Source organism: Kribbella sp. DT2 (assembly GCF_049844575.1).
In the GTDB taxonomy this organism is placed as follows: Bacteria; Actinomycetota; Actinomycetes; order Propionibacteriales; family Kribbellaceae; genus Kribbella.
Window position 1 is genome coordinate 290,406 of the sequence record NZ_JBNCLH010000008.1, and the last position, 26,045, is coordinate 316,450.

Sequence of the window (26,045 nt, forward strand, 5' to 3'; positions counted from 1 at the left end):
AAGCCGTCATGAGTGTCGACACCGAGGCACGCCCCAGCGGCCGGCACGCGGCCGGTCCACCCGGTTCGCAGTCCACGATGCTGCGCAAGACCGGTGACTGGGCCCGGCGGGCGCCGTTGCTGCCGGCCCTGGTCTTCATGATCATCGTGACCCAGCTGCCGTTCGTGGTCACGATCATCACCTCGTTCATGGACTGGAACGCCTACTACCCCGACGAGCGCGGCTTCGCCGGGATCGACAACTTCCGGCGGGTGCTGACGGACGCGAACACGCGGCAGGCGATCCTGGTGACGATCCTGCTGACCGCGGCCGTCGTCCTGATCAGCCTGCTGCTCGGCCTCGGGATCGCGCTGCTGCTGGACCGCAGGTTCCGCGGTCGCGGGGTGGTCCGGACGATGATGATCACGCCGTTCCTCGTCGTACCGGTGGCTGCCGCGCTGCTGTGGAAGCACGCGCTGTACAACCCGGAGTACGGGCTCTTCAACGGGTTGCTGACCTGGATCTTCGGCGACAACGCACCCCAGCCGGACTGGATCAGCAACCAGCCGCTGTGGTCGGTGATCTTCGCGCTGGTCTGGCAGTGGACGCCGTTCATGATGCTGATCCTGCTGGCCGGGCTGCAGAGCCGGCCGCTGGACGTGATCGAGGCCGCCGGCATCGACGGCGCCAGCCAGTGGGACATCTTCCGCTACATGACGCTGCCGCACCTGCGCCAGTACCTGGAGCTCAGCGCGCTGCTCGGCTCGATCTACGTCGTGCAGAACTTCGACGCCGTGTTCACCATCACGTCCGGCGGACTCGGTACGGCGAACCTGCCGTACACGATCTACCAGACCTTCTACACCGCGCACGACTACGGCCGGGCCTCGGCGGCCGGCGTGATCGTCGTGATCGGCACGATCATCATCGCGACGTTCGCCCTGCGGTCGGTCTCGTCGCTGTTCAAGGAGGAGAGCCGATGAGCGGCCAGGTCCAGATGGTCACCGGACGGAAGAAGCGCGGCGGCGGGATCGCACTGAGCGGGCTGGCCTGGATCGTCGGCACGCTGTTCGTGCTGCCGGTGCTGTGGATGGCGCTGACCTCGTTCCACGCCGAGGAGGACGCGGCCAAGAACCCGCCGGACATCGCGGCGCCGCTGACGCTGGACGGCTACCGGTCGTTCTTCGACAGCGGACCGTGGCCGTCGATCGCGAACTCGCTGACCGCGAGCATCCTGTCCACGGCCCTGGTCATCCTGCTGGCGTTCCCGGCGGCGTACGCGCTGTCGATCAAGCCGGTGAAGAAGTGGACCGACGTGATGTTCTTCTTCCTGTCCACCAAGATGCTGCCGGTGGTGGCCGGGCTGCTGCCGATCTACCTGTTCGCGCAGTTCACCGGGCTGCTCGACAACATCTGGTTGCTGATCGTGCTCTACACGTCGATGAACCTGCCGATCGCGGTCTGGATGCTGCGCAGCTTCCTGGCCGAGGTGCCGGTGGAGATCCTGGAGGCGGCCTCGGTGGACGGCGCCGGGCTGATCCGGACGTTGCGCTCCGTGGTCGCTCCGGTGGTCACGCCGGGCATCGCGTCGGCGGCGCTGATCTGCTTCATCTTCAGCTGGAACGAGCTGCTCTTCGCCCGGGTGCTGACGGGTACGGTGGCCCAGACCGCACCGGTGTTCCTGACCGGCTTCGTCACCAGTCAGGGGCTGTTCCTGGCCAAGGTCTGCGCGGCCTCGCTGGTGGTGTCGCTGCCCGTCCTGATCGCCGGCTTCGCCGCCCAGGACAAGCTGGTCCAGGGCCTGTCGCTGGGAGCCGTCAAGTGACCTTGCAGAAGCTCAGTTCCGCCACGCTGTCCGCGCTCGACCCGCAGGTGGGCGTTCCGGCCTACGACCGTACGGCGGTCAGCCCGGGCATCGTGCACTTCGGGGTCGGCGGGTTCCACCGGGCTCACCAGGCGATGTACCTGGACCGCCTGATGGCGGACGGCAAGGCGCTGGACTGGGGGATCTGCGGGGTCGGCGTGCTGCCGCAGGACCGGCGGATGGCCGACGTGATGGCGGCGCAGGACTGCCTCTACACGCTGGTGGTGAAGTCCCCGGACGGCACGCTGGAGCCGCGGGTGATCGGCTCGATCGTCGACTACCTGTTCGCTCCGGACGACCCGGAGACGGTGCTGGCCCGGATGACCGACCCGGCGACGCGGATCGTGTCGCTGACGATCACCGAGGGCGGGTACCACGTCAACCAGGTGACCGGGGAGCTGGACGCCAACGACCCCGGTCTGGCCGCCGACCTGGAGCCGGGGGCTGTCCCCGGTACGGCGTTCGGGCTGGTCGTCGAGGCGCTCGCCCGGCACCGTACGGCGGGCACCCGGCCGTTCACGGTGATGTCCTGCGACAACATTCCCGGCAACGGGCACGTCGCGAAGAAGATGCTGACCGCGTTCGCCCGGCTTCGCGATGCGGAGCTGGCGGACTGGATCGAGGCCGAGGTGCGGTTCCCGAACTGCATGGTCGACCGGATCACGCCGGTCACCGCCGACACCGACCGGGAGGCGCTGGCCGAGCGGTTCGGGGTGGAGGACGGCTGGCCGGTGGTGTGCGAGCCGTTCACGCAGTGGGTGCTCGAGGACGACTTCGGTGGCGTGCGGCCGCCGTACGAGGACGTCGGTGTGCAGGTGGTCGAGGACGTCGAGCCGTACGAGCTGATGAAGCTGCGGCTGCTCAACGCGAGCCACCAGGCGCTGTGCTACCTCGGGTACCTGTCCGGCTACCGGTACGCGCACGAGGTGTGCCAGGACAAGCTGTTCGTCGACTTCCTGCTCGGCTACATGACCGAGGAGGGCCAGCCGACGCTGCCCGCCGTACCGGGGGTGGACCTGGAGCAGTACAAGCACCAGCTGATCGAGCGGTTCGCCAACCCGGAGGTGCGGGACACGCTGGCCCGGCTGTGCGCGGAGAGCTCCGACCGGATCCCGAAGTGGCTGGTCCCGGTGATCCGTGAGCAGCTGGCCGCTGACCGCGGTGTCGAGCGGTCCGCCCTGGTGGTGGCCTCCTGGGCCCGGTACGCCGAGGGCGTGGACGAGCAGGGCGAGCCGATCGAGGTGGTCGACCGGCTGCGCGACAAGCTGGTCGAGCGCGCCCAGCACAACCGGGAGGACCCGCTGGTCTTCATCTCCGACCGGGACCTGTTCGGTGACCTGGTCGACGACGAGCGGTTCGTGACGGCGTACAAGGCGTCGCTGGCGTCGCTGCACGAGCGTGGCGCCCGGGCGACGCTGGAGGACCTGGCCGGATGAGCGGGGAGGGGGTCGAGAGCTGGCGGGGGGAGGACGACGAGCTGCTTGCGGACGTCGCCCGGCGGTACTACCTGGACAACGCGTCCAAGGTGGACATCGCCAAGCAGCTCGGCCTCAGCCGGTTCAAGATCGCCCGGCTCCTGGAGGGCGCACGGGAGCGGGGGATCGTGCAGATCCAGATCAAGAGCCCGTCGCCGGTCGACCGCGCGCTGTCCGAGGAGCTGGCCGAGGTGCTCGGCATCCCGCGCTGCGTCGCGACCACGACGTCCGGGTCGGCCGAGCAGGTCCGGACGCAGGTCGCCGAGGCCGCGGCCCGGACGGTGATGCCGCTGGTCCGTCCGGGGGACCTGCTGGGCCTGACGTGGAGCCGGGCGGTCGACGCGATGGTCGACCACTTCGACGCGCTGCCGGCCTGCACGGTGATCCAGATGGCCGGCTCGCTGCACTCTCCGGCCGGCGGCGGTACGACGGTCGACCTGGCTCGGCGAGCGGCCGAGCTGGCCGGCGGTACGGCGTACGCGGTGCATGCGCCGCTGGTCGTGGACGACGTCGCCGCGGTGACCGCGCTGCGGCGGCAGCCCGGCATCGCCGACACCCTGGCCATGGCCGACGGGCTGGACATCTCCGTGGTCGCGATCGGCGCCTGGCGCGCGGGCTGCTCCACGGTGTGGGACGCGGTGTCGGAGTCGGTGCGTGACGAGGGCGTGCTCGGCGGTGCCGTGGCCGAGGTGAGTGGGCATCTGGTGGACGTGGACGGCAGACTGGTCGAGTCACCGCTGGAGCAGATGATCATCGCGGTGTCGATCGACCAGCTGCGTCGCCCGCGGGAGCGGGTCGCACTGGCGGCCGGCGCGCACCGGGCTCCCGCGGTGATCGCGGCCGTCCGGTCGGGGCTGGTCAGCACGCTGGTGACCACGACCGACCTGGCCCGCGAGGTGCTCCGCCTGCTGTCCCCTGCCGCCGCCGAGAGGAACCCTGTCTGATGTCACAGCCGAAGCTGGTCGCCGGTGTCGACTGCTCCACCCAGGCCACCAAGGTCGTGGTCTGCGACGCCGAGACCGGAGAGGTGCTGCGCGAAGGACGTGCGCCGCACCCCGACGCCACCCAGGTCGACCCCGCCGAGTGGCTCAAGGCCTGGCAGATCGCCTCGGAGGGGTTGCTGGACGACGTACAGGCTCTGTCTGTCGGCGGCCAGCAGCACGGGATGGTGCTGCTCGACGGTGCCGGGGAGACTGTGCACCCGGCCGTGCTCTGGAACGACACGCGCTCGGCCGACGCCACTGCGGAGCTGGTCGCTGAGCTGAGCGGTGCTGAGGCGTGGGCCGAGGCGATCGGGTCGCTGCCGGTGCCCAGCTTCACGGTGACCAAGCTGCGCTGGGTGCAGTCGGCCGCACCGGAGGCTGCGGCCCGGGCTGAGGCTGTGGCGCTGCCGCACGACTGGCTGACGCACCAGCTCGCTGCTGGTCGTGCCGGCATCCAGGACCTGACCACTGACCGCGGCGACGCGTCCGGGACCGGCTGGTGGTCGCCGGCGACCAACTCGTACCGGCCTGACCTGGTCGAGCGTGCCTTCGGCCGCTCGCTGGCGCTGCCGCGGGTCGCCGGCCCTCGGGAGATCGTCGGGGAGACCGCTGGTGGTGCGGTGATCGCCGCCGGGACCGGTGACAACATGGCGGCCGCTCTGGGGCTCGACCTGCAGCCGGGTGATGTGGCTGTCTCGTTGGGGACCTCCGGCACCGCCTTTGCGACCAGTACGGCGCCCACTGCTGACCCCAGCGGATTCGTCGCAGGCTTTGCGGATGCGACCGGGGGCTACCTGCCGCTGGTCTGCACGCTGAACGCGGCGCGGGTCATGTCGGCCACGGCGACGCTGCTCGGGATGGAGCTGGCCGAGCTGGACGAGGCCGCTCTGAACTCGTCCGGCAGCAACGGCCTGGTCCTGCTGCCCTACCTGGACGGCGAGCGCACTCCCGACCTGCCGCACTCGACCGGTCTGGTCTACGGGCTCACCCGCGCGACCATGCAGCCCGCGACGATGGCGCGCGCCGCTGTCGAGGGGATGCTGTGCGGCCTGGCCGATGCGGTCGACGCGCTGCGGGCTCAGGGCCTTCCGGTCGAGCGCGTGCTGCTGCTGGGTGGCGCGGCGCGCTCCCGCGCCGTACAGGCTCTTGCACCTGCGTTGCTCGGTGCACCGGTCGTGCTGCCGGAGCCTGGCGAGTACGTCGCCCTCGGCGCGGCCCGCCAGGCCGCGTGGGCGTTGTCGGGCGCCGACACCCCGCCCACCTGGTCTGTTGCCGTCGGCAAGCCTGAGTCCTCGATCCTGAACGCCGCCCAGGCCGCCGAGATCCGCTCCCGCTACGCCACCGTCCTCAACGGCACCCGCCCGCTGCTGACTCAGCCCTAGGGAACGCCCTCGCCGGTCGGGACGTCTCACCCCCGACCAACCGGTGAGGATCGATGACCAGCAGGAAGACACCAGAAGCCCGCCGGGCCGAAGCGGCCCGGCGGCGGGCCAAGCGTGTCGCCGCCCGGCAGCATCGCGAGGGGCGCGGCCGCTGGCACTGGGACTTCGACGGGGTGCTCTACCTCGTGGTCGGCTGCGTCGCGATCGCCTTCGGGTGCTGGCTGGCACGTGACGTCTACTACCTCCAGACGCGCGGCGAGGTCGTCCCGGCCACGGTGCTGGACCGGTCGAACGGCAAGAACGAGCACATCGAGGTCCGGTACACCACGAAGGCCGGCGCGACGATCGAGGACAGCACCGCGAACTTCGTGGACGCGACGGTCGGGGGCACGATCGACGTCGTCTACGACCCGCGGGAACCGACCCGGATGCAGGCCACCGACTGGGGCTTCGACTACGTCCTCCCCGGCATCGTCGGCGCCTTCGGCGTGGGCTTCCTGGTCTACGCACCCACGCACTTCCGGGGCCGCGCCGGGCACCGCTGACCACGGCGGTGTAACGAAAGTGCCTTGGGCAACGATAGGGCGGTGAGGCGCGGGTGCGCCTGGTGTTCGTCCGGGGGTTTCTCATGCGTTTGCCGTTCCGCCGTGCCCTGCCCGCGGTGCTTTCGTTCGGGCTGGTCGCGTTCGCGCTGCCGGCCGCCACCGCGGCCGCTTCGGTGGCGGCCGAGCCGTCGGTGACGGTTCTCAGCCCGGCCGCCGACAGCACGGTCCCGCTCGGCGACCTGGCCGTGCGGATGGCCGTCGACCTCGCCGGCGAGCCGAGCGGGCGGGTCGACCTCACGCTCGGGTACGACGTGTCCGGTGCGGTCGACATCCCGGCCGGGTCGTGCGCCGACGGGTGCGAGGTGACTGTCGCGCTGCGCTTCGGCGAGTGGAGCACGCCGCGACCTGGGTTCGGGTCGGCGCTGCTCGCCGCGAAGCTGACGACCGCGGGCGGCGCGGTGGCCCACGGCGGCGGGACGCTCTACATCAGCGGTCCGACGGCGATCTCGGACGTCAAGTACGTCCGCGCCGGTGAACTGTTCGACGGCGGCGTCGCCGACGCGACGGGCACGTTCCGGGTCAGCGTCGACTACCCACCCGGCGACGCGGTCGCCGAGCTCCGCCTGATCGACAGCGCCGGCGTGACCCGGACGACCTCCTCGGCGCCGTTCAGCGTCAGCCGTGGGTTGAGCAAGGACGCGTTGTTCGACCTGGACCTGGCGGGCCTCGCCGACGGCCTGTACCGGGTCGAGACCAAGGCCCGCGGCGCCGACGGCTTCTACGGCCAGGGCCGCACGTCGTCGGTTCGCGTCAACCACGCCAGCCAGGCCGTCTTCACCCCCGGCGACGAGCCGCGGGTGCTCGGTTGGTCGCCGTACGGCAGCCCGCTGACCGTCCAGGGTCCGCTGCTGAGCGGCAGCCGTCCGGCCACCGTCAAGCTGACGGTGAACGGCATCGAGCGCGTGATCGCCGTGACACCGGGCTGGTCGTCGAACAACTGGCAACAGCCGACCGCGAAGCAGACCGTGAGCGTCAGCATGCAGGGTGCCGAGCTCCCGGTCGGGACGCACCAGGCCGAGTTCAGCCTGTACGACCAGGCCGGGCGCCTGATCGGCAAGCCCTCCAAGCACTCGGTGGTCGTGTCGGACTTCCAGGCCAAGGCCGTCGCGCCGACGCTGGTGGTCGGGCGGAAGTCGACGGTGACGCTGTCGGCCGACGGCCCGGTCGGTTACCCGCTGCGGACCTGCGACATCGAGCTGTCCGCCCCGCGTCCGATCGACTCGGTCGGGATGGGGCGGTTCTGCACCTCGACGCCCGGGCCGCTGCGCACGACCGCCCCGGTCACGCCGAAGGCTTCCGGCGCGAGCCAGCTCAGCTTCTCCCTCGACACCGGCGTCGGCTACTACAAGGTGATCAGCCAGCCGGTCCAGGTGTACGCCGCACGCCGTGCCGTCGTCACCGCGCCGGCCGTCGCGTACGGCGCTCGCGGCACCGCGAAGGTGACCGTTCAGGACAACCACACCACCGGAGCGTGGAGCGCGGCCCCGGCCGGGATCACCGTCACCCTGCAGCGGCAGGCCGTCGGCAGCACCACATGGGGGACCGTCGGGTCGGTGAAGACTGTTGCCGGAGGCATCGCCTCGGTCCCGTTCACCAGCGGTGCCAACGGCAGCTTCCGGGCCGTCCTGGCGTCCTCGGTGCCGGGTGAGACGGTCGTGTCGCCCGCGATCGCCGCGGTGTCCGTCGCGACGGTGGTGTGGCGCAGCGTGCCGACCTCGGCAACGCGCGGCAAGGCGATCACCTACCAGGTCGCCGCGGCGCCGTACGACGCCGGAGCCGTCGCGCACCTGCAGGTCCGGAAGCCCGGGGCGACGACGTGGACCACGGTCCGCAGCGTCGCCGTACCGACGAGCACGGTGACGTCGCTCGCCTACGCGTTCCCGTCGGCTGGAAGCTGGTCCGTCCGGGTGCTGCGGGCCGCGACCAAGCAGCACGCGGCGGGGCTGTCCGGAGCCGCGACCGTCAAGGTGAAGTAGCCGCTGCCCTGATGTGTTCCATCAACGCCTCCGTCGCCCGGCGGGAAGCCGGGCGGCGGGTGCCGTGGGCCAGCAGGTGACGGCGTAGCGACCACGGGTCTGTCAGCGGGCAGATGTCGAGGTCCGGGCTCGCAGTGACCGCGCGGCGTGGGGTGATTGCGAGGCCTGCGCCGGAGGTCGCCAGGGCGATCAGCGTGTGCAGGTCGGGGACGAGCGTGCGGTAGCGCGGGACCGGTGCGTTGGCCGGGAGGTGGCGGTCGATCCACTGGCGCAGTGACGAGTCGAGGGAGAGTCCGACCATCGGGTGCTCGGCGGCCTCGCGGTACGTCAGACCGGTGCGGCCACTGAGCACGCCGCCGGCCCGGCCGATGACGACGAGGTGGTCCTCGCTGAGCGGCTCGAGCCGGAGGTCGGTGTCCTCGGCCTCGTCGTGCAGGACGATGCCCACGTCGGCCTCGCCCTCCGCGAGCATGCGCAGGCTCTCCGGGGTCCGGTGCTCGGACACCGAGACGTCGTACTCGGGGTAAGCCCGCAGGTACGTCGTCAGCGCGAGCGGAACGATCCGGTGCATCCCGGAAGCCCCCGCCACCAGTACGACGGGCCGGCGCGGTGCCGCGGTGTAGCTCGCGATCGCGCTGTCGAGGCGGATGGTCTCGGCGAGCACGGCCTCCGCGTGCCGGGCGAGCGTGCTGCCGGCCGGGGTCGGGCGGACGCCTCTGCGTTCGCGGATCAACAGAGGCAGACCGGCCTGCGCCTCGAGCGCACGGACGCGGGCGCTGGCCGACGGGAGGCTCAGGTGCATCCGCCGGGCGCCTGCGGTGATGGACCCTTCGGTCACGACGTGGACGAAGAGCCGGAGGTCCTCGAGGTCGTAGCGCATGAGGTCAGCCTATGCCGTGGACAGAGGCTGACTGCGGGAATCGCGCATTGTGCCGGTCGGCGCGGGCCTCGATGCTCGAACCATGGACGAGGCCGTGGCGCGGGTTGCGCTGTCGTACGAGGCGTGCCAGCTCGCGGAGACCGCCGGCGCCGCGGTTCCTGCGGCCGTTGAAGAGCTGGCCGCCGCCCGTGCGGTCCTTCAGGCGACTGACCGGTACGTCGATGCGGTAGTTGCTTTTGCCCGGTCGAGAGGTGAGAGCTGGCAACAGATCGCTGCTGCCCTGGGCCGTTCGGAGGAGAGCATCCGGTGCGTGGTGCAGCCTGCCGACGACTGGTGGCGGACTCATTTGCTGCAGGATCCCGACGAAGCCGCGGTCGATCTCGACGACTGGGTCGGGCGGCATCTCGACTGCGATCCGGGGCCGGCGCCGGTGTCCGGCGTACTGGGACGGCAAGCGACCGTTTGACCAGGGTCCCTTTCGGCTACCAGAAGGCTGGAAGGGAGAACGACGATGACTGAGCAGCCGCAGGTATCGCTGGTGAAGCTGGGGTCCACCGATCTGGTGCTGGCCGACCCGGGGGACGACATCCGGGGCCGGACCGTGGTGGACGCCGCGGGCGAGAAGGTCGGCAAGGTGGACGGGTTGTTCCTCGACCACGACGAGGCGAAGGTCAGGTTGCTCGAGGTCGTCGACGGCGGCTTCCTCGGGCTCGGCAAGGAGTCGCGGCTGGTGCCGGTCGAGCTGGTCCAGTCGGTCGACGCCGACCAGGTCATGATCGATCGCGACCAGTCGGCGCTGGTCGGCGCCCCGGTGTACGACCCGGAGCTGACCGACGCGCCGGACTACTTCACGGGCCTGTACGAGTACTACGAGATCGGCCCGTTCTGGGCGCCCGGGGCGATCTACCGGCGCCCGCCGTTCCACCCCTGAGACGACTAGCCTCGGCCCGCCGCGTGGCATGGAGTCCGCGGCGGGCCGAGGTGATCAGTCGATCAAGCCTCGCACGATCGTGGTCATCCGGTCGACCGGGATCGCGAAGCCGATACCGATGTTGCCCGACCGGCTGGAGCTGCCGAGGGTGGCGATCGCGGTGTTCACGCCGACCACCTGACCGGCCGCGTTGACCAGCGGGCCGCCGGAGTTGCCCGGGTTGATCGCCGCGTCGGTCTGGATCGCGGTCTGCCGCGCGCCGCTGTCCCCGAAGCGGGCCTGCCGGTTGACCGCGCTGACGATGCCCGCCGTCACGGTCCCCTCCAGCCCGAGCGGTGAGCCGACGGCGAGCACCGGGTCGCCGACCTTCAGCTCCGCGGACCGGCCGAGCGGGAGCGCCCGCAGTCCCGAGCTCGACGCGTCCGTGGCGACCTGCAGCACCGCCAGGTCGTTGTCCGCGTCGACCCCGATGATGTCGGCCTCCACCGTCCGCCCGTTCGCCAGCACCAGCGAGACGTCGCGGGCTCCTTCCACCACGTGCGCGTTCGTCACCACGTGTCCTTGCTGGTCGATCGCGAAGCCCGAACCGGTCGCCCGCCCAGCCCTTACCGACACCACCCCGGGCAGCACGCTCTCGGCCGCCGACGCGATCGTCGGGCCGCCGCCACCGGCCGCCGACGGAGCCGATGCCTGCGGCAACTGTGCGGTCGCGGCCGGCGGGGTGTCGTCGCCCCACCCGCCGGTCACCGCACCGGCCAGCCCGCCGGCCAGGACCGACAGCGCGATCCCGGCGGCGAGCGTGCGGCCGGTACGGCGTACCGGCTTGGCCGTCACCCCGGCCTGAGGTGCCGCAGCCGGAGAGGGGGGAGCCGGCGGGGCGGAGGCCGGGGTGACGGGGAACGGGAAGCCAATCGCGGCCTGGTCGGGCGGCGGGGCGGTCGGCGGGGGACCGGGCTGGTAGTGCGGCCCGCGGAAGGGGTGACCCAGATGAGGACTCACAAGTGCTCCTTGGTGCTCACGGGAGCCGCGAGAACCACAGCAGCGACGCCAGCCCGGCCAGCAAAGCCGCGGCCAGGGCGATTCCCGCCACCAGGTTGGTGATCTCGCGTTCCTCGGTGGTCCAGCCGATCGACGACTGGAGGTCGGAGTAGACGTCGCGCAGTTCCTCGTTGCTCTCGGCGGCGTAGAAGGAACCGCTGGTGGCCTCGGCCAGGCCCTGTAAGGACCCGGCGTCGACGGGGACCGGGATCGACCGGCCTTCGAGGTCGATCGTGCCGTCCGGGGTGCCGTACGCGATCGTCGAGACCGGTACGCCGGCCGTGGTGGCTTCCTGGGCCGCCTCGTCGATCGACCGCCCGGAGGTGTTGGAGCCGTCGGACAGCAGCACGATCCGCGCCGGCGGCAGGTCCTCGGCGGCCTGGCTGTCCAGCGACCGGACCGCTTGCAGGCTGGTCAGGACGGCCTCGCCGATCGCCGTGCTGTCGGACAGCGTGAGCTGCTCGATCGCGTCGACGGCGGCCTGATGGTTGGTGCTCGGCGGCGCGACCACGGTCGCGGTCCGGGCGAACGAGACCAGGCCGACGTTGAACTGCTCCGGCAGGTCGCGGACGAACTGTGTCGCGGCCTCCTTGGCGACGCTGAACCGGTCCGGCGCGACGTCGGTCGCGGCCATCGAGTTGCTGATGTCCATCGCCACCACGACCGTCGCGCGTTCGCGGGGAACCCGGACGTCGGTGACCGGGCGGGCGATCGCGATCGTCAGGACGACGATGGCCGCCAGGAAGGCGAACGCCGGGGCGTGGCGGCGCCAGCCCGGGCGCTTGGGGGCGACCTTCTCCAGCATGGGCAGCGTCGCGAAGCGTACGGCGTACTGGCTGCGCCGGCGCTGGGCGACGACGTACGCGACGACCAGGGCGGCGGCGACCAGCAGCAGCCACAGCCACAGGGGTTGCTCGAATCTCATCGGATACCGGTCCTCCCTCGAGGTGTACGGCGGGCGGCGGCTCGTTTACGCGCGGAGGCGAAGGCGGCGACGTCGCGCACCCAGTCGGTGTCTGTTCGCAGGACGAGGTGGGCCGCTCCCGAGGCGCGGATCGCTTGCGCCGTGCGCTCGCGGTGCGCCGCCATCGCGTCGGCGTACCGCCGCCGCAGCTTCTTGCTGGACGTCTGCACTTCCCGCCGGCGCCCGGTCTCCGGGTCGACCACGGTCAGCAGCCCGACCTCGGGCAGTTCGAGCTCGCGAGGATCCAGCACCTCAACAGCAATCACCTCGTGCCGAGCGCTCAACCGTCTGAGTGCGTCTCCCCAATCACTACTGTGAAAATCAGAGACAACTACTCGGAGACCTGGTCTGGGATGTTCCCGGTTGAGTCTGGTGATGGCTGTGGCGAGGTCTGTCTCCGGGTGCTCGCCTGGTGTTGCTCTGGGCAATGACAACAGTGTGCGGAAGGTTCGGCGGAGAGCTGCCGATCCACCCACCGCAGGGATCCTCCGGACTTGGTTGCCCAGAGCAACTCGTACGCCGAGCGTGTTGCCAGGGCGGTCGGCCAGCAGGCCGACCGCACCGACCACGGCGACCGCGAGGTCGCGCTTCTCGCTCAGCGCCGTACCGAAGTCCATGCTGGCCGACGCGTCGATCAGCGCCCACGTCTCCAGCTCGCGCTCGGCGAGCGGCGCCCGGACGTGCGGTTCGAGCGAGCGGGCAGTCACGTTCCAGTCCATCCGCCGGACGTCGTCCTGCCCGGCCTGGTACGGCCGTGCCTCGTTCGGTTCACTGCCCGGACCGCTGAGCAACCCGGTGATCTCCCCGTGCAGGAACCCTTCGAGCTTCCTCTTCACGGACAGCTCCAGGGAGCGCAGGGCCCGCTCGCGCCCCGCCAGCAGATCCGGGCCTGTCATGCGGCGGTCCCACCCGTGGCGTCGTACCCGGGCACCGCGTTGATCCCAGGCCCGTCATCAGCCGGTACGACGTGCGGCTGCTCGACCGTGTGCAGCACCCGCGACACCACCGCCCGGGGATCGACCCCGTCGGCGAGCGCGTCGAAGGTCAGCACGAGCCGGTGCGCCATCACGTCGTGCGCGACGTCGTACACGTCGGCCGGCAGCACGTAGTCCCGCCCGCGCAGCAACGCCAGCGCCCGCCCGGCAGCGACCAGTCCGAGCGTCGCCCGCGGGCTCACCCCGAACTCCAGCACGCCACCGAGATCGTTGATCCCGTACTGCTGCGGCTCCCGCGTCGCATGCACCAGCCGTACGACGTACTCGGCCACCGCGTTGTGCACGAAGACCTCTTCCGTTGCCTCCTGCAACTCACGGACCATCTCCGGCGTCAGTACGGCGTTCGCGTGCGGCCGGTGCGAGCTCATCCGCTGCAGGATCGTGAGCTCCTCCATCGGGCTCGGGTAGTCGACGGTGATCTTCAGCAGGAACCGGTCCCGCTGCGCCTCGGGCAGCGCGTAGACGCCCTCGGACTCGATCGGGTTCTGCGTGGCCAGCACCAGGAACGGCTCCGGCAGCGGGTAGCTCACCCCGCCGATGCTGACCTGCTGCTCGGCCATTGCCTCCAGCAACGCCGACTGCACCTTGGCCGGCGCCCGGTTGATCTCGTCGGCGAGCACCAGGTGGGCGAAGATCGGGCCGAGCTCGGTGTCGAACCCCTCCACCGACGGCCGCCAGATCCGGGTCCCGACGATGTCACCGGGGACCAGGTCGGGGGTGAACTGCAATCGGGCGAACCGGCCGCCGATCACCTCCGCGAGGGTCCGGACGGCGAGCGTCTTCGCGACGCCCGGGACGCCTTCGAGCAGGCAGTGACCGCGGGCGAGCAGGCCCACCATCATCCGCTCGACCAGCTGGTCCTGGCCGACCACGACCCGCTTCACCTCGAAGAGGGCGCGTTCGAGTACTGCGGTCATCGGGCCTCCCGGTCTGGACTGAGGAGTGGAGGGAGCGAAGCGACCGGAGCGACGAGGGAAGACCGGGAGTTCAAGCCCGATGACCCGCCGAGCCGGAGGCGAGGCATTAGTACTGTCATGCGTTGCCCTGGGGGTTGCTCTGCTCGGGCTGGGCCTGGCCCTGTCCGCTCTTCTCGGGGCAGTCCTTGCCGTCACGCGGCTGGGCCTCGGTGCCCTGACCAGTGCTGGGGGACGGTGTGGTCGCGTCGTCCTCGACGGTCACGTACCCCTGGGTCGGAGCCGGGTCGTTGCCGGCGGCGTACGCGAAACCACCGACGCCGAGGGCCGCGACGGCGACCGCGCTGCCGAGCAGGACACGCTTTCCGGGGAAGTTCATCTGTGACTCCTTCTGATCGGATCGTGCGACCAATTCATCACCTGGCCGCGAAAACGGCCGGAAAGCCGAACGAAAGGCGAGCGAAAGCGCATCCCGGGGCACGCCGGGTTCGCCGCTACCTTTGGCATGTGCGACTACTGGTGGTGGAGGACGAGGAAGGCCTGGTCAGCGCTCTGCGCTCCGGACTCGGCCGGGCCGGCTACGCCGTGGACACGGCGACGACCGGTGCCGAGGCGGTCGAGAAGCTGGCGACCACGGCGTACGACCTGGCGATCCTGGACATCACGCTGCCCGACACCAACGGGCTCGACCTGTGCCGGGCGGTACGGCGCGGCGAGATCGAGGTCGCGTCCGGGCGGGAGCTGCGGGTGCTGATGCTGACCGCGCGGGCCTCACTGGCCGACCGTGTCCGTGGGTTGGACGAGGGCGCGGACGACTACCTGACCAAGCCGTTCGCGCTGGTCGAGCTGCTCGCGCGGATCCGCGCGCTGCTGCGTCGCGACGTCACCAACGGGTCGACCCAGTTGCACGTCGGCGACCTCGTACTGGACTCCTCGCGGCACCTGGCGACGCGGGCTGGGCGGGAACTGCCGCTGACGTTGAAAGAGTTCGGCGTACTGCGGTACCTGATGTCCCGGCCGGGGCACGTCGTGTCGGCCGAGGAGCTGCTGGAGCACGTGTGGGACGAGAACGCCGACCCGTTCACGCAGAGCGTCCGCGTGACGGTCGGGACGCTGCGGCGCAAACTCACCCAGGAGGGTGAGGATCCCTTGCTGGAAACGGTGATCGGCCGGGGCTACCGGCTACGAGGTGAGACATGAAGCTGTATTTCCTGCCGCGCCTCCGGAAAGGCATGTGATCATGGGGAATCTTCGTCAACGGGGGCTGATCGGCCACTTGCCGGTCTGGGCGCAGACCGTCCGGTTCCGGCTGACTGTGACCTACTCCGCGATGCTGATCGCGCTCTCCGCGTTGCTGCTCGGTGGGCTGTACTTCGCGCTGTCGGCGTACCTGGATCCCAAGCCGCTCGACCCGATCACCGTCAACAAGGTCATCCGGGGGCACGACGGCGATCTCAAGCTGAAGCCCGGCGTGGTGATCCAGGCCGCGGAAATCTCCAGCATCCAGTCGGCGGTCAACTACCAGACCCTGCAGACGCTGCGGAACTACTCGGCGGCGGGAATGGGCGTGCTGTTCCTGGTGAGCCTCGGCACCGGCTGGTGGTTGTCGGGGCGCGCGCTGCGTCCGGTCCGGGCGATCACGGCGACCGCGCAGGACATCTCCGCGACCGACCTGTCCCGGCGGATCGCGCTGACCGGTCCGCGGGACGAACTGCGCAACCTGGCCGACACGGTCGACGACATGCTGGTCCGGCTGGAGTCGGCGTTCGTCGCCCAGCGACAGCTCGTCGACGACGCTTCGCACGAGTTGCGCAATCCGCTGGCGGTGATCCAGGCGAACGTCGACGCCGTACTGGCGCACGACGACACCCCTGCCGAGGATCGAGCCCAGGCGACCGCGATCGTCTCCCGCGCGATTCAGCGGATGACGCGGCTCGTCGAGGACCTGCTCGCCTCGGCCCGCCGGTCGTCGCCGGCCTTCGTCGACGCCGACGTGGATCTGGCCGCGATCGCCGGCGAGGCCGCCGAGGAGTACGCGCTGCTCGCCGCGGACCGCGAGATTCACCTCGTACGCCGCCTCGCCCCCGGCCCGATCGCCGCCGGCGACGCCTCAGCGCTCCGCCGAGCCGTCGACAATTTGCTCTCCAACGCCGTCCGCCTCGCCCGAGGCGGCAGCGAGCTCGTCCTCGCCGTCGGCAGCCGCAACGGCTGGGCCTGGATCGCCGTCCGCGACGAAGGCCCAGGCATCGCCGAGGAGGACGCCGACCGGGTCTTCGACCGCTTCTTCCGCTCCGGCCAACGCCAGCCGCTCGCCACCGTCCCCTCCACCGGCCAACGCCGAGCCGGCCTGGGTCTCGCCATCGTCCGCCAGATCGTCGAGTCCCACGGCGGCTCGGTCTCCCTGTACTCCGAGCTGGGCGTAGGCAGCACTTTCGTCTTGTGGCTCCCCGAACGCTCGCTGACCAACGACACCCGCCGCACGCCGACCCCACCGGCCGACGAGGATCCACTGGGCCCAAGGGCTTAGGCCGCTGTCACCAGCACCCGCCCTGCCACCGACCCACCGCGTGCTTCAACGGTTACTGCGGGGTGCGGTAGCAGCAGGTCCCGTTCCGGTCGGCTTCCCACCTTGGCCGTCAGCTCCGCGGTAGCCGCCGGCAACCGGCCCCGCCGGCCACCCACCACACCGGGGTGGGTGGGGCGGTCGTGGGCGGCACGCTCGGTTGCTAGGTTCGGGGGATGCCTGCTTTGACTGTGGATGGTGCGCGTGGTCGGGCCGCGGTGGTGGAGGTTCGGGGGTACGACCTCGACTTTGACTTCTGTGGTGGGGACGAGACGTTTCGGGCCGTGTCGACCGTGTGGTTCGCGGCGAAGGGGGGTGAGACGTGGGTGGACGTGAAGGCTCGCGAGGTGCGGTCGGCGACGTTGAACGGCGTACCGGTGGACCTCGCCCGGCTCGACGACGGCCGGCTGCCGCTCACCGGGCTGGCGGGGGAGAACGAGCTGGTGGTGGACGCCCTCATGGAGTACGCGCACGACGGTGAGGGGATGCAGCGGTCGGTGGATGCGGCCGACGGGCGGGTCTACCTGTACGGGATGTCGTCGCTGGAGTCGGCGCCGCGGTACTTCGCGTGCTTCGACCAGCCCGACCTCAAGGCGCCGTACCGGATCACCGCGACCGTCCCGCCGGACTGGATCGTGCTCGGCAACGGACCGGCTCGACAGATCGCACCAGGCCGGTGGGAGATCGCGCAGACCAAGCCGCTGTCGACGTACTTCGTCACGCTGGTCGCCGGGCCCTACCACCTGATCCGCTCCGAGTACGACGGGATCCCGCTCGGGCTCGGCTGCCGCCAGTCGCTCGCGCCGTACCTGGACCGCGACGCCGAGGACCTGTTCACGGTGACCGCGCAGGCCTTCGACGAGTACCACCGGCTGTTCGGCTACCGCTACCCGTTCGGCGAGTACCACCAGGTCTTCGTGCCCGACTTCAACCTGGGCGCGATGGAGAACCCGGGCTGCGTGACCGTCGCCGACACCCTGGTCTTCCGGTCGAAGGTGACGGATGCCGAGCGCAGCACCCGCGCGCGGATCCTGGTGCACGAGCTGGCACACATGTGGTTCGGCGACCTGGTGACGATGAAGTGGTGGAACGACCTGTGGCTGAACGAGTCGTTCGCGGAGTACATGGCGCACCGGGTCTCGCACGATGTGACCGACCACGGCGGCCACTGGACCGACTTCGGGTTCGTCCGCAAGTGGTGGGGTCTGCAGGCCGACCAGCGCTCGTCGACGCACCCGGTCGCGACCGACCCGGTCAAGGACGCGCGCGAGACGCTGGAGGACTTCGACGGGATCTCGTACGCCAAGGGCGCGGCGGTGCTGAAGCAGCTGGCGGCGTACCTGGGTGACGACGTGTTCCTGCGCGGCGTGAACGCACACCTGGCCGCGCACGAGTTCGGCAACGCGGACCTGCCGGAGTTCGTCGCGAAGCTGACCGAGGCGGGTGCCGACGGGCTGGCCGAGTGGTCGGCGCAGTGGCTGCGAACGTCGGGACTGGACACGATCAGCGCCACCCGTACGGCGACCGGCGTGACGCTGCAGCGGTCGCGCCCGGACGCCGCCGAGCGGCCGCACCGGCTGACAGTTGCCTCGTACGACGACGCCGGCACGCCGACCTCGGTCGACGTACTGCTGGACGCCGACGAGGTCGAGGTCGCGCTGGATCCGTCGGCCGCGCTCGTCGTACCGGATGCCGGCGACGACACCTGGGCCAAGATCCGCCTCGACGTCGCGAGTCTGGAGGCGTTGCCACGCGTGCTGCCGCTGATCGCCGACGGTACGACGCGCGCGGTGATCTGGAACAGCATCCGCGACTCCGTCGCCGACAGCGACCTGGATCCCCAGCAGGCGTTGGAGATCCTGCTCGCCGCGCTGCCCGCAGAGGACAGCGACATCGCGGTCGGGTCGTTGTTGCGGTGGGCCGAGAGCAGCCTGCTGGGCCGAGCGCTTCCGTACGAGCCGTTCAGCGCGCAGCTCGCGGAGGCCTTGACCACTCGCCTGGCGACCTGCCCGCCCGGCAGCAGCCTGCAGTTGGCGGTCGCGCGCGGCGTCATCGCGACGACGAGCGACGCAGAACTTCTCCGCGCCTGGCTCGCCGACAGCAGCCCGGCCGGTCTGGTTGTCGACGCGGATCTCCGCTGGGCTCTCACCCTGCAGTTGGTCCGCCTCAACGCCTTCGGCGCCGCGGAGATCGACGCCGAGCTGGCGCGGGACCAGTCGACGGAAGGCGAGATCCAAGCCACCAAGTGCCGTGCCGCGCTCCCGGCCGGCAAGGAAGCGGCCTGGGAGCGCGTGATGACCGACCCCACCGTCGGCGTCAACGAGCTCTACGCCCTGTGCGACGGCTTCTGGCACCCGACTCAGGCCGACCTCACCGCGCCGTACGTCGCTCGCTACTTCACCGACATCGCCGGTACGGCGAGCATCCGCGCGGGCATCGCGGTCGGCCTGACCGCCGGGCGGATCTTCCCGCACTTCGCCGTCGACGAGGAGACCGTTGCTCTGGCGACGGCCACCGCGACCGACGAAAACGTTGCCCCCGGCATCCGTCGTGCTGTCGCGGACGCGGCCGACGATCTGCGGCGGGCGCTCGCCGTACGGCGTCTGGCGCGCTGATCCTGCCGGTCAGAACAGGATCGGGAGGGAGGCCAGCCGGTTGCCCGTGTTGCCGCCGGGTGTGAACTGCCGGAGCTGCTCGAACGGGATGGCCAGGCGTGCGTTCGGGTGGTTGGTGCGGAGTACGTCGAGGACCACGGTCAGTTCCAGGTGCGCGAGCTGCGCGCCGATGCAGTAGTGCGCGCCGGCGCCGAAGCTCAGATCCGGTCCTTCAGGGCGGCCAGGTCGGGTGTTGATGCCTTCGATGTCGACGAGGACCGGCGCGTTGGCCGGGAGCTGAACGCCGGCGAGCTCCAGCGGGGTCGTGGTGAACCGCCAGAGCGTGAAGGGCGCCGGCGGATGCTGCCGGAGCACACGATCCACCAGGTCGCTGCCGCTGCTGCCCGGCTCGTTGAGGCCGTTGGCGAGCACGAATCCCACCGACGCGTCGGTGGTCAGCTGCCCCGCGAAGATCAGCGCGAACAGCAGGTAGTGGACGTCCTCGTCGGTGATCCCGTCGGGGACCTGCTCGTACAGCTCACCGGCCAGCGCGTCCCGGCTCGCCGTCGCCGCGACCGCACGCAGGGTGGCGATCGCCTCGCCCTGGTCGCCGGTCAGCATCTGCCGGCAGGCGACCATCGCGCGGTCGGTCTCGTGCGCCGGTACGCCGAGTAGGTCGCAGACGACGGTCAACGGGAAGCGGGTCGCGAAGTCCGCCATCAGGTCAACCGCGGCCGGGGGGACTGCGCCGGGGGTCGGGGGCATCGCGCCGAGGGCGGCCGGCGGCTCGGCTGTCGCCGGTACGCCGACCGCGGTCGTCGAGGCCGTGGCCAGCGCCTGGAGTTGCTCGGTGGCGAGCTCGCGGACCCTGGAGCGCTGCTGCTGGATCCGCTTGGCGGTGAGCAGCGGCGTGTGGGCCTTCCGGAGCGCGGTGTGCGCCGGGCCGTCGTACGTGGTCAGGGACGGTTGCTCGGCCGCGGTGGCCTCGAGCCCGGCCCGGCGTACGTCCCACTCCGGCGGTGCGTACGCCGGGTCCTTGACGATGCGCGGATCGGTGAGGACCTGTCGGGCCAGCGTCTCCTCGGTGACGATCCAGACCGGGCCGCCGGGCGGAGCGGGCGCCTCGACGACCGGTCCGCGGCGGCGCAGGTCGAGCCTGATCGGGTCGGGCTCGGTGATACCGCGGGTACGCGGGGCGAAAGGGTCCATCGGTCGGCCTCCGTCGATCGGAAATAGCTGCGTCACGCAGTATATGCACAACACAGTTAATGTGTCGTGCAGTAGGGTCTGCCCCATGAAGCGCGACGAGCTGATCCCGGAGGTCGGGCGGCTGCTGCCGGCCTGGACCGTGCAGGTGACCCGGTTCAACGGGATCGTGGCCGACCGGCTCGGCGTGAGTCAGACCGATCTGCAGTGCCTGTACGCGCTCTCGGTCGACGGCCCGGCGAGTGTCGGCGAGCTGGCCCGCCGGGTGAACCTGACCTCCGGCTCGGCCTCCCGGATGATCGACCGGCTGGAGGCGGCCGGCTGCATCACCCGCGTCCCCGACCCGGCCGACCGACGGCGCCTGCTGATCGAGCCGACCCAGCAGAGTCTCGACGTCGTCGCGAGCTACTACGAACCGCTGAACGCACGGCTCGCCGAGCACCTGGGTGCGCTCGACAACGCCGCGCTCGAAGGGATGCGGACGTTCCTGGAGGCGGCGCAGCGCAGTACGGAGGAAGAGATCGACCGGGCGGCCGGCTCCGAGCGGCAGGCGCTAGCAGGTCGGTGGCCCGCCGCCGGCTGAGATTTGTTGCCTGTGGACGAACCAGGCCTGTGGACGAACGGGTCGCGCTGTCGGCGTTCTGCGCCTAATCTCTCAGCAATCGCCCCGAGCAGAGGAGCCGTCATGCGCCGGTTCGTTGCCAGTGTTGTCGCAGTGCTTGTCGCCGCCCTGATCGGATCCTCGCTCACGCCCGCGGTGGCCTCGACCGCCGTGCTCGACGACGTCGCGGCCAAGCTCGCGACGATCCCCGGGCTGCGGATCGAGAGCAGCAGCGTGATCAGCGGCAAGCCGTTCTTCGTCCTGCGGTACACGCAGCCGGCCGATCACCGGAAGCCCGGCGGTAAGAAGTTCGAGCAACGCATCACCTTGTGGCACCGCGACTTCGCGCGCCCGACCGTCCTGCACACCACCGGGTACGGCGGGGTCGGTGGCGCGTTCACCTCCGAGCCGACCCGGCTCGTCGACGGCAACCAGCTGAACGTGGAGCAGCGCTTCTTCAACGACTCGACGCCCGCTAGCAAGGACTGGTCGAAGCTCAACATCTGGCAGGCCGCGACCGACCACCACCGGATCGTCCAGGCGTTCAAGAAGGCCTTGTACGGCGGCAAGTGGGTGTCGACCGGTGCCTCGAAGGGCGGGATGACCTCGGTCTACCACCGCCGGTTCTACCCGAACGACGTCGACGCCACCGTCGCGTACGTCGCACCGCAGGACGTGGTCAACAAGGTCGACTCGTACGTCTCGTTCATCCAGCAGGCCGGCACGGATCCGCAGTGCAACGCCGCCCTGCGGAACCTGCAGCGCAACACCCTGCTCCGGCGGCCCGCGATGCTGGCGAAGCTGAAGGAGTACGCGGCCGCGAACGGGCTGACCTACGAGAGCACGTTCGGCTCGGCGGACCGCGCGCTGGAGGCCGCCGTACTGGACACACCGTTCGCGTTCTGGCAGTACAGCACGCAGGCCAGCTGCCCCGACGTACCGGGCACTGCGGCGGCGACGGACCAGCAGCTGTTCGACTTCATCGACCAGATCTCCGGCTGGTCGTTCTACTCCGACGAGGGCACGGCCGGCTTCCTGCCGTACTACTTCCAGGCCAGCCAGCAGCTCAACTGGCCGGACGTCGCGAGCCGGACAACGTGGCTCAAGGGTCTCCTGCGCTATCGCGAGGCAGGCGACGCACCGGCCGCCGTACCGGACGACATCGAGCCGCGGCACGAGCCGTTCGCAATGCTGGGCGTGGACCTCTGGCTGAAGACGCAGGGCCGCCGAATGCTGTTCGTGTACGGCGAGAACGACCCGTGGAGCGCGGAGAAGTTCGCGCCGGGCCCCGGGACGCGGGATTCCCACTGGTACACGCAGCCCGCCGGCAACCACGGGTCAAGCATCAGCGGCCTGCCAACCGCGCAGCGAGTCGAGGCGACGACAATCCTCCAGAAATGGATGGGCGTGCCAACCCAGCCGGCCCTCCAACAGACAACGATCGACCCAGGAGCCCGCCACCTCAAGGCCCGCTAGAGGATACCCGCGGGGTTGGCGTCGGCCAGGTGGTCAGTGGGCGGCGCAGCCGGGAGCGCACGCCTCGGGGCGCGCTGCTCCTCCCCATCCCACCCACGTGGGCGCACGATGGAGCCTGTCGCCGGGTCAGCGGGTCCCCGCGGGGTGGCAACGGCCGGGTGGTCAGTGGGCGCAGCCGGGTGCGGCGGCGCGGAGCGCACGCCTCGGGGCGCGCTGCCCCTCTCACCCCTATCCATATGGGTGCGCGCGTCGGCGGGTCGGATGGTGAGGCGTTGACCGACGGGGGCGCGCTGCTCCCCACCACGCGCACCGGTGCGACCTGCTCTCCCCGCGCCCCCATCCGCATGCTGGAGCACGTTGCGGGTCCGCGGGTTCCCGCGGGGTTGGCGTCGGCCGGGCGGTCAGCGGGCGACGCAGTCGGGCGAGCGGCGGCGCGTAGCGCACGCCTCGGGGTGCGCTGCCCCTCCCCACCCCATCCACAGAGGTGTGCGCGTCGGCGGGCCGGATGGTGAGGCGCTGACCGGCGGGGCGTGCTGCTCCTCCCACCCATCCACGTGGGCGCATGCTGGAGTGCGTTGCCGGGTCCGCGGGTTGCCGGGTCCGCGGGTTAGCGATGCCGGGTGGTCAGTGGGCGGCGCGGCCGGGGGCGGCGGCGCGGAGCGCACGCCTCGGGGCGCGCTGCCCCTCCGCCCCACCCACGTGGGCGCATGCTGGAGCGCGTCGGTGGGTCAGCGGATGGTGAGGCGCTGGGCGACTTCCTTGCGGGCCTGGTGGATGCGGGCCTTCACGGTGCCGAGCGGGACCTGGAGCTCTTCGGCAATCTCGGCGTACGTGAGTGCGCCGAGGTCGCGGAGTACGAGGGGCTGGACGAGCTGGGGGTGGTGGGACTCGAGCTGCTCGAGCGCTTCCAGGAGATCGAGGCGGGACCCGGCGATCACCGACGTCGTCCGCGGGTCGATCGCCTCGGGCATGACCTCGGCCGACTGCTCGACCGAGCGGCGCTTGAGCGTCCGGTAGGTCTGGCGGGCCTGGTTGGTCGCGACGATGGTCAGCCAGCCGGCGAACGTGCCGGTGCCCTTGAAGGTGTGGATCTTGGTGGCGACCGTCATCAACGTGTCCTGCGCGGCCTCCTCGGCGTCCTCCCGGTACGGCAGGAACTTGGCCACCCGGCGCTGAACCTGCGGCCGGATCGCCTGCAGCAGCTCCGGCAGGGCAGCCTGATCCCCACCCGCGGCGCGCGCCGCCAACTCCTCGAGCTCGTCGTTCATGCTCCCCCAGGTGTTCGCCATGATCCTCTCTGTCACCGACAATAGTCTTGATGGATGCCATCGGGAGGTACCGCCTGCAGTCGAAGGTCGGCGCGGGTGCTTTCGCGACGGTCTGGCGCGGGTACGACGACGACCTGGACGTCGACGTCGCGGTGAAGGTCCTGGCCGACAACTGGGCCTCGCGCGCCGACGTGCGTGAGCGGTTCCTGTCCGAGGCGCGGCTGATGCGCCGGATCGCCAGCGACCGGGTCGTGCGCGTCTTCGACCTCGGCGCGCTGGACGACGGACGGCCGTACTTCGTCATGGACTACGTCAGCGGAGGCACCCTCGGCGAGGTGCTGGCTGCCGGCCCGGTCGACCCCGCTGACGCGCTGTGGTGGGGCGCCGATCTCGCGCGAGCGGTCGCGGCGCTGCACGCCGAGGGCGTCGTCCACCGCGACATCACCCCCGCCAACCTGCTGCTCCGCCCGTCCGGCGGCAAGGAGTCGGGCGGCGGCACGCACCGCATCGTCCTGGCCGACCTGGGCCTCGCCAAGCGCGCAGCTGAAGCATCGGGTCTCACCGAGGCCGTCGGTACGCCGTCGTACATGGCGCCCGAGCAAGGCCGAGGCGACGGCGGCTTCGACGAACGCGCCGACGTGTACGCCGTCGGTGCCGTCACGTACGCACTCCTCACCGGCCGCGCGCCTTTCGTCGCCTCGTCGATCACCGACGTCGTCGGCCGCGACCCCGACCAGGACCCACCCAGCCTCCGCCCGCTGCTCCACGACGCCATCGGCCAGATCGATGAACTCCTGGCCCGAGCCCTCGCCTACCGCGTGGACGACCGCTGGGCGGAAGCCCACACCCTCGCCGAACGCCTGGAAACCGAGGCCTACCGCCTGGAACAGGAGGCCCCGCTGCTGGCGTCCCTCCGTACGACGCCAGCAAACCAGGACGACATCGGCACAACAGTCGGCTCACCCGGCGCTTCCGGCGGAGCGCCTGACGGGTCGACGCCGGACTCGTCCGATGGAGCCGGCACGGGGTCGTCCGGTGGAGGCGGCACGGGGTCGTCCGGTGGAGGCGGCACAGGGTCGTCCGATGGAGCGGGCGCGATCTCGTCCGGCAGAGCGGGCACCGGCTCGTCCACCGGAGTGAGCACCGGCTCGTCCACCGGAGCGAACGCAGGCTCGTCCGGCAGGTCGACCGCGCCTTCCTCCAGCGGATCTAGCGCGAGCTCATCCGGCGGCCCGACCGTGCGTTCCTCCACCGCTGTCCCGCCGGGGGACGTCGCTGCAACATCCCGCCCCAGCCGGCGAGGCAAGTACTTGAGGCGGCTTGCGCTGGTTGTGCTGCTGCCTGTGGTCTTCCTGGGAGCGGCTGCGGCTGCTTGGTACTTCGCCGGACGATGAGGTGCCGCCCGCTGGTTGTGCTGCTGCCTGCCCGTCCACCGGGGTAAGCGCGGGATCGGCCGCCGCTGTTCCGCCGGGCGACGTTGCTGGAACGTCCCGCCGCTGCCGGCGAGGTGAGTGCTTGAGGCGGGTTGCGCTGGGTTGTGTTGCTGACCGTTGTCGTCGTCGGGGTGGTCGGGGCCTGGTCGGGCGGTGATGCGTCGCCTGCTGGCGTGGTCCGGGGTGTCGCACGCTGGCTGTGCTGGAATGGCTCACTGGCTGAGATGGGCGGCGCCGGATCGGCGACTGACTGCTTAGAGTGATGGCATGACTACTCTGCGGAAGTTTTTGGCTCCCGTGATGGTTATTGGGCTGGTGGTGCCGTTGCCGGCCTCTGCGGCGGGGGCGGCGGTGAGTTATGCGTGCCGGGCGGACACCAAGTTCGGGCAGCATCAGGTTTCGTTGCGGCAGGGAATTGAGGCGAAGGCGCCGGCGGTGGTGCGACCGGGGGGTGACTTCTACGTGGTGTTCGACCTGAAGGCGGGGTCGCTGCCGGGGGAGGTCAAGGGGTTCAAGTTGAAGGAGGTTCGCGACCTTTCGTTGCGGATCCCGATTCCGGCGAACGCGCAGTACGTGTCGGGCTGGCTTTCCGGCGGCTCGGGGCTCAACTCAACGCCGAGCATCCAGGCCTCGATCGGTGTCGCGACGCTCCGCGTCGCGGGGCCGATCGCGGGCGGGGCGTCGTACAAGCTGCCGCAGCTCACCGTTCACCTCAAGGCCGGTCGTTCCGGTGTCGTCGAGACCAAGCTGCAGGGGTCCAGCTTCGACAACCCCGGCCTCGACCTGCAGGCCACGATCAAGTGGAAGTTCGTGACGATCAAGTCCCCGGTCAAGTGCTACCCCGATCCCAACCCGCCCCTCACCCGTACCGAAATCCGCTGACTCCCGACGCCTTTGCACGTTGCTGCAGAATCTTTG

At 70.8% G+C, this 26,045-nt stretch carries 24 protein-coding genes; 16 read left to right on the forward strand and 8 right to left on the reverse strand.

Features of this window, described 5'->3' with window-relative positions; translation table 11 throughout:
- The first annotated feature begins 8 nt into the window (after positions 1 to 8).
- From ACLQ2O_RS31425 to ACLQ2O_RS31455, 7 genes are all read left to right on the forward strand, one after another.
- A complete protein-coding gene (locus tag ACLQ2O_RS31425; protein ID WP_425838658.1) occupies positions 9 to 962 on the forward strand; it encodes a carbohydrate ABC transporter permease in 954 nt (317 codons plus the stop codon).
- Entirely contained in the window at positions 959 to 1,804 is an 846-nt protein-coding gene (locus ACLQ2O_RS31430) for a carbohydrate ABC transporter permease (RefSeq protein ID WP_425838661.1), read from the forward strand. The genes ACLQ2O_RS31425 and ACLQ2O_RS31430 overlap by 4 nt, the downstream gene beginning before the upstream one ends.
- Complete coding sequence (locus tag ACLQ2O_RS31435) at positions 1,801 to 3,279, forward strand: mannitol dehydrogenase family protein (protein ID WP_425838664.1); 1,479 nt, start codon at positions 1,801 to 1,803, stop codon at positions 3,277 to 3,279. Before ACLQ2O_RS31430 ends, ACLQ2O_RS31435 begins: the two co-directional genes overlap by 4 nt.
- Positions 3,276 to 4,262, forward strand: a complete 987-nt coding sequence (locus tag ACLQ2O_RS31440) for a sugar-binding transcriptional regulator (RefSeq protein WP_425838667.1) — start codon at positions 3,276 to 3,278, stop codon at positions 4,260 to 4,262. Before ACLQ2O_RS31435 ends, ACLQ2O_RS31440 begins: the two co-directional genes overlap by 4 nt.
- Entirely contained in the window at positions 4,262 to 5,683 is a 1,422-nt protein-coding gene (gene xylB / locus ACLQ2O_RS31445) for a xylulokinase (RefSeq protein ID WP_425838670.1), read from the forward strand. The genes ACLQ2O_RS31440 and xylB overlap by 1 nt, the downstream gene beginning before the upstream one ends.
- Positions 5,684 to 5,736: 53 nt before the next feature.
- Positions 5,737 to 6,228 carry a hypothetical protein gene (locus tag ACLQ2O_RS31450; RefSeq protein WP_425838673.1) on the forward strand — a complete coding sequence of 164 codons (492 nt, stop codon included), beginning with the start codon at positions 5,737 to 5,739 and terminating at the stop codon, positions 6,226 to 6,228.
- Positions 6,229 to 6,311: 83 nt separating this feature from the next.
- Positions 6,312 to 8,264 (forward strand): hypothetical protein, encoded by a 1,953-nt coding sequence (locus ACLQ2O_RS31455; protein ID WP_425838675.1) that lies wholly within the window; start codon positions 6,312 to 6,314, stop codon positions 8,262 to 8,264.
- Here the strand turns inward: ACLQ2O_RS31455 and ACLQ2O_RS31460 are convergent.
- Complete coding sequence (locus ACLQ2O_RS31460) at positions 8,251 to 9,144, reverse strand: LysR family transcriptional regulator (protein ID WP_425838678.1); 894 nt, start codon at positions 9,142 to 9,144, stop codon at positions 8,251 to 8,253. The genes ACLQ2O_RS31455 and ACLQ2O_RS31460 overlap by 14 nt on opposite strands.
- Positions 9,145 to 9,226: 82 nt before the next feature.
- On the opposite strand from ACLQ2O_RS31460, the gene ACLQ2O_RS31465 reads away from it, so the two are divergent.
- On the forward strand, positions 9,227 to 9,610 hold the full coding sequence (locus ACLQ2O_RS31465) for a hypothetical protein (protein WP_425838681.1): 384 nt from the start codon (positions 9,227 to 9,229) through the stop codon (positions 9,608 to 9,610).
- 45 nt (positions 9,611 to 9,655) lie between these two features.
- Complete coding sequence (locus ACLQ2O_RS31470; protein WP_425838684.1) at positions 9,656 to 10,075, forward strand: PRC-barrel domain-containing protein; 420 nt, start codon at positions 9,656 to 9,658, stop codon at positions 10,073 to 10,075.
- A 54-nt stretch (positions 10,076 to 10,129) separates the two neighbouring features.
- Here the strand turns inward: ACLQ2O_RS31470 and ACLQ2O_RS31475 are convergent, their stop codons facing one another.
- The 5 genes from ACLQ2O_RS31475 to ACLQ2O_RS31495 all read right to left on the reverse strand — a co-directional run bounded on the left by ACLQ2O_RS31475 (position 10,130) and on the right by ACLQ2O_RS31495 (position 14,365).
- The gene (locus tag ACLQ2O_RS31475) at positions 10,130 to 11,074 is read right to left on the reverse strand and encodes a S1C family serine protease (protein ID WP_425838687.1); all 945 of its coding nucleotides are present in this window, start codon (positions 11,072 to 11,074) and stop codon (positions 10,130 to 10,132) included.
- Between the two features lie 16 nt (positions 11,075 to 11,090).
- Positions 11,091 to 12,038 carry a VWA domain-containing protein gene (locus ACLQ2O_RS31480; protein WP_425838690.1) on the reverse strand — a complete coding sequence of 316 codons (948 nt, stop codon included), beginning with the start codon at positions 12,036 to 12,038 and terminating at the stop codon, positions 11,091 to 11,093.
- Positions 12,035 to 12,973 carry a DUF58 domain-containing protein gene (locus ACLQ2O_RS31485; protein ID WP_425838693.1) on the reverse strand — a complete coding sequence of 313 codons (939 nt, stop codon included), beginning with the start codon at positions 12,971 to 12,973 and terminating at the stop codon, positions 12,035 to 12,037. The genes ACLQ2O_RS31480 and ACLQ2O_RS31485 overlap by 4 nt, the downstream gene beginning before the upstream one ends.
- A complete protein-coding gene (locus tag ACLQ2O_RS31490; protein ID WP_425838696.1) occupies positions 12,970 to 13,989 on the reverse strand; it encodes an AAA family ATPase in 1,020 nt (339 codons plus the stop codon). Before ACLQ2O_RS31490 ends, ACLQ2O_RS31485 begins: the two co-directional genes overlap by 4 nt.
- Positions 13,990 to 14,104: 115 nt before the next feature.
- On the reverse strand, positions 14,105 to 14,365 hold the full coding sequence (locus tag ACLQ2O_RS31495) for a hypothetical protein (protein WP_425838698.1): 261 nt from the start codon (positions 14,363 to 14,365) through the stop codon (positions 14,105 to 14,107).
- A gap of 128 nt (positions 14,366 to 14,493) precedes the next feature.
- Between ACLQ2O_RS31495 and ACLQ2O_RS31500 the strand changes: the two genes are divergently transcribed.
- From ACLQ2O_RS31500 to pepN, 3 genes are all read left to right on the forward strand, one after another.
- Positions 14,494 to 15,186, forward strand: coding sequence for a response regulator transcription factor (locus tag ACLQ2O_RS31500; protein ID WP_425838701.1), 693 nt, complete (start codon positions 14,494 to 14,496; stop codon positions 15,184 to 15,186).
- 40 nt (positions 15,187 to 15,226) lie between these two features.
- Entirely contained in the window at positions 15,227 to 16,513 is a 1,287-nt protein-coding gene (locus ACLQ2O_RS31505; protein WP_425838703.1) for a sensor histidine kinase, read from the forward strand.
- A gap of 212 nt (positions 16,514 to 16,725) precedes the next feature.
- A complete protein-coding gene (gene pepN / locus ACLQ2O_RS31510; RefSeq protein WP_425838706.1) occupies positions 16,726 to 19,164 on the forward strand; it encodes an aminopeptidase N in 2,439 nt (812 codons plus the stop codon).
- Between the two features lie 9 nt (positions 19,165 to 19,173).
- Here the strand turns inward: pepN and ACLQ2O_RS31515 are convergent, their stop codons facing one another.
- The gene (locus ACLQ2O_RS31515) at positions 19,174 to 20,352 is read right to left on the reverse strand and encodes a cytochrome P450 (RefSeq protein ID WP_425838709.1); all 1,179 of its coding nucleotides are present in this window, start codon (positions 20,350 to 20,352) and stop codon (positions 19,174 to 19,176) included.
- An 85-nt stretch (positions 20,353 to 20,437) separates the two neighbouring features.
- On the opposite strand from ACLQ2O_RS31515, the gene ACLQ2O_RS31520 reads away from it, so the two are divergent.
- Together ACLQ2O_RS31520 and ACLQ2O_RS31525 are read left to right on the forward strand one after the other, a co-directional pair.
- Positions 20,438 to 20,932: a MarR family winged helix-turn-helix transcriptional regulator gene (locus tag ACLQ2O_RS31520; RefSeq protein ID WP_425838712.1), complete on the forward strand. Its 495-nt coding sequence runs from the start codon at positions 20,438 to 20,440 to the stop codon at positions 20,930 to 20,932.
- A gap of 102 nt (positions 20,933 to 21,034) precedes the next feature.
- Complete coding sequence (locus tag ACLQ2O_RS31525; RefSeq protein ID WP_425838715.1) at positions 21,035 to 22,426, forward strand: S28 family serine protease; 1,392 nt, start codon at positions 21,035 to 21,037, stop codon at positions 22,424 to 22,426.
- Between the two features lie 728 nt (positions 22,427 to 23,154).
- Here the strand turns inward: ACLQ2O_RS31525 and ACLQ2O_RS31530 are convergent.
- The gene (locus ACLQ2O_RS31530; protein ID WP_425838717.1) at positions 23,155 to 23,730 is read right to left on the reverse strand and encodes an RNA polymerase sigma factor; all 576 of its coding nucleotides are present in this window, start codon (positions 23,728 to 23,730) and stop codon (positions 23,155 to 23,157) included.
- Between the two features lie 14 nt (positions 23,731 to 23,744).
- Here ACLQ2O_RS31530 and ACLQ2O_RS31535 point away from each other — a divergent pair, with 14 nt between their 5' ends.
- Positions 23,745 to 25,088: a serine/threonine-protein kinase gene (locus ACLQ2O_RS31535; protein ID WP_425838720.1), complete on the forward strand. Its 1,344-nt coding sequence runs from the start codon at positions 23,745 to 23,747 to the stop codon at positions 25,086 to 25,088.
- 306 nt (positions 25,089 to 25,394) lie between these two features.
- The gene (locus ACLQ2O_RS31540) at positions 25,395 to 26,009 is read left to right on the forward strand and encodes a hypothetical protein (RefSeq protein ID WP_425838722.1); all 615 of its coding nucleotides are present in this window, start codon (positions 25,395 to 25,397) and stop codon (positions 26,007 to 26,009) included.
- The last annotated feature ends 36 nt before the right edge of the window (positions 26,010 to 26,045 follow it).

Excerpts from the sequence above, each read along its gene's own strand:
- ACLQ2O_RS31535 (WP_425838720.1), top strand. The coding sequence starts at position 23,745 with ATGGATGCCATCGGGAGGTACCGCCTGCAGTCGAAGGTCGGCGCGGGT.
- ACLQ2O_RS31540 (WP_425838722.1), top strand. The coding sequence starts at position 25,395 with ATGACTACTCTGCGGAAGTTTTTGGCTCCCGTGATGGTTATTGGGCTG.
- ACLQ2O_RS31505 (WP_425838703.1), top strand. The coding sequence starts at position 15,227 with ATGGGGAATCTTCGTCAACGGGGGCTGATCGGCCACTTGCCGGTCTGG.
- ACLQ2O_RS31430 (WP_425838661.1), top strand. The coding sequence starts at position 959 with ATGAGCGGCCAGGTCCAGATGGTCACCGGACGGAAGAAGCGCGGCGGC.
- xylB (WP_425838670.1), top strand. The coding sequence starts at position 4,262 with ATGTCACAGCCGAAGCTGGTCGCCGGTGTCGACTGCTCCACCCAGGCC.
- ACLQ2O_RS31480 (WP_425838690.1), bottom strand. The coding sequence starts at position 12,038 with ATGAGATTCGAGCAACCCCTGTGGCTGTGGCTGCTGCTGGTCGCCGCC.
- ACLQ2O_RS31465 (WP_425838681.1), top strand. The coding sequence starts at position 9,227 with ATGGACGAGGCCGTGGCGCGGGTTGCGCTGTCGTACGAGGCGTGCCAG.
- pepN (WP_425838706.1), top strand. The coding sequence starts at position 16,726 with ATGCCTGCTTTGACTGTGGATGGTGCGCGTGGTCGGGCCGCGGTGGTG.
- ACLQ2O_RS31520 (WP_425838712.1), top strand. The coding sequence starts at position 20,438 with ATGAAGCGCGACGAGCTGATCCCGGAGGTCGGGCGGCTGCTGCCGGCC.
- ACLQ2O_RS31455 (WP_425838675.1), top strand. The coding sequence starts at position 6,312 with ATGCGTTTGCCGTTCCGCCGTGCCCTGCCCGCGGTGCTTTCGTTCGGG.
- ACLQ2O_RS31485 (WP_425838693.1), bottom strand. The coding sequence starts at position 12,973 with ATGACAGGCCCGGATCTGCTGGCGGGGCGCGAGCGGGCCCTGCGCTCC.
- ACLQ2O_RS31425 (WP_425838658.1), top strand. The coding sequence starts at position 9 with ATGAGTGTCGACACCGAGGCACGCCCCAGCGGCCGGCACGCGGCCGGT.
- ACLQ2O_RS31490 (WP_425838696.1), bottom strand. The coding sequence starts at position 13,989 with ATGACCGCAGTACTCGAACGCGCCCTCTTCGAGGTGAAGCGGGTCGTG.
- ACLQ2O_RS31470 (WP_425838684.1), top strand. The coding sequence starts at position 9,656 with ATGACTGAGCAGCCGCAGGTATCGCTGGTGAAGCTGGGGTCCACCGAT.
- ACLQ2O_RS31440 (WP_425838667.1), top strand. The coding sequence starts at position 3,276 with ATGAGCGGGGAGGGGGTCGAGAGCTGGCGGGGGGAGGACGACGAGCTG.
- ACLQ2O_RS31515 (WP_425838709.1), bottom strand. The coding sequence starts at position 20,352 with ATGGACCCTTTCGCCCCGCGTACCCGCGGTATCACCGAGCCCGACCCG.
- ACLQ2O_RS31460 (WP_425838678.1), bottom strand. The coding sequence starts at position 9,144 with ATGCGCTACGACCTCGAGGACCTCCGGCTCTTCGTCCACGTCGTGACC.
- ACLQ2O_RS31450 (WP_425838673.1), top strand. The coding sequence starts at position 5,737 with ATGACCAGCAGGAAGACACCAGAAGCCCGCCGGGCCGAAGCGGCCCGG.
- ACLQ2O_RS31525 (WP_425838715.1), top strand. The coding sequence starts at position 21,035 with ATGCGCCGGTTCGTTGCCAGTGTTGTCGCAGTGCTTGTCGCCGCCCTG.
- ACLQ2O_RS31495 (WP_425838698.1), bottom strand. The coding sequence starts at position 14,365 with ATGAACTTCCCCGGAAAGCGTGTCCTGCTCGGCAGCGCGGTCGCCGTC.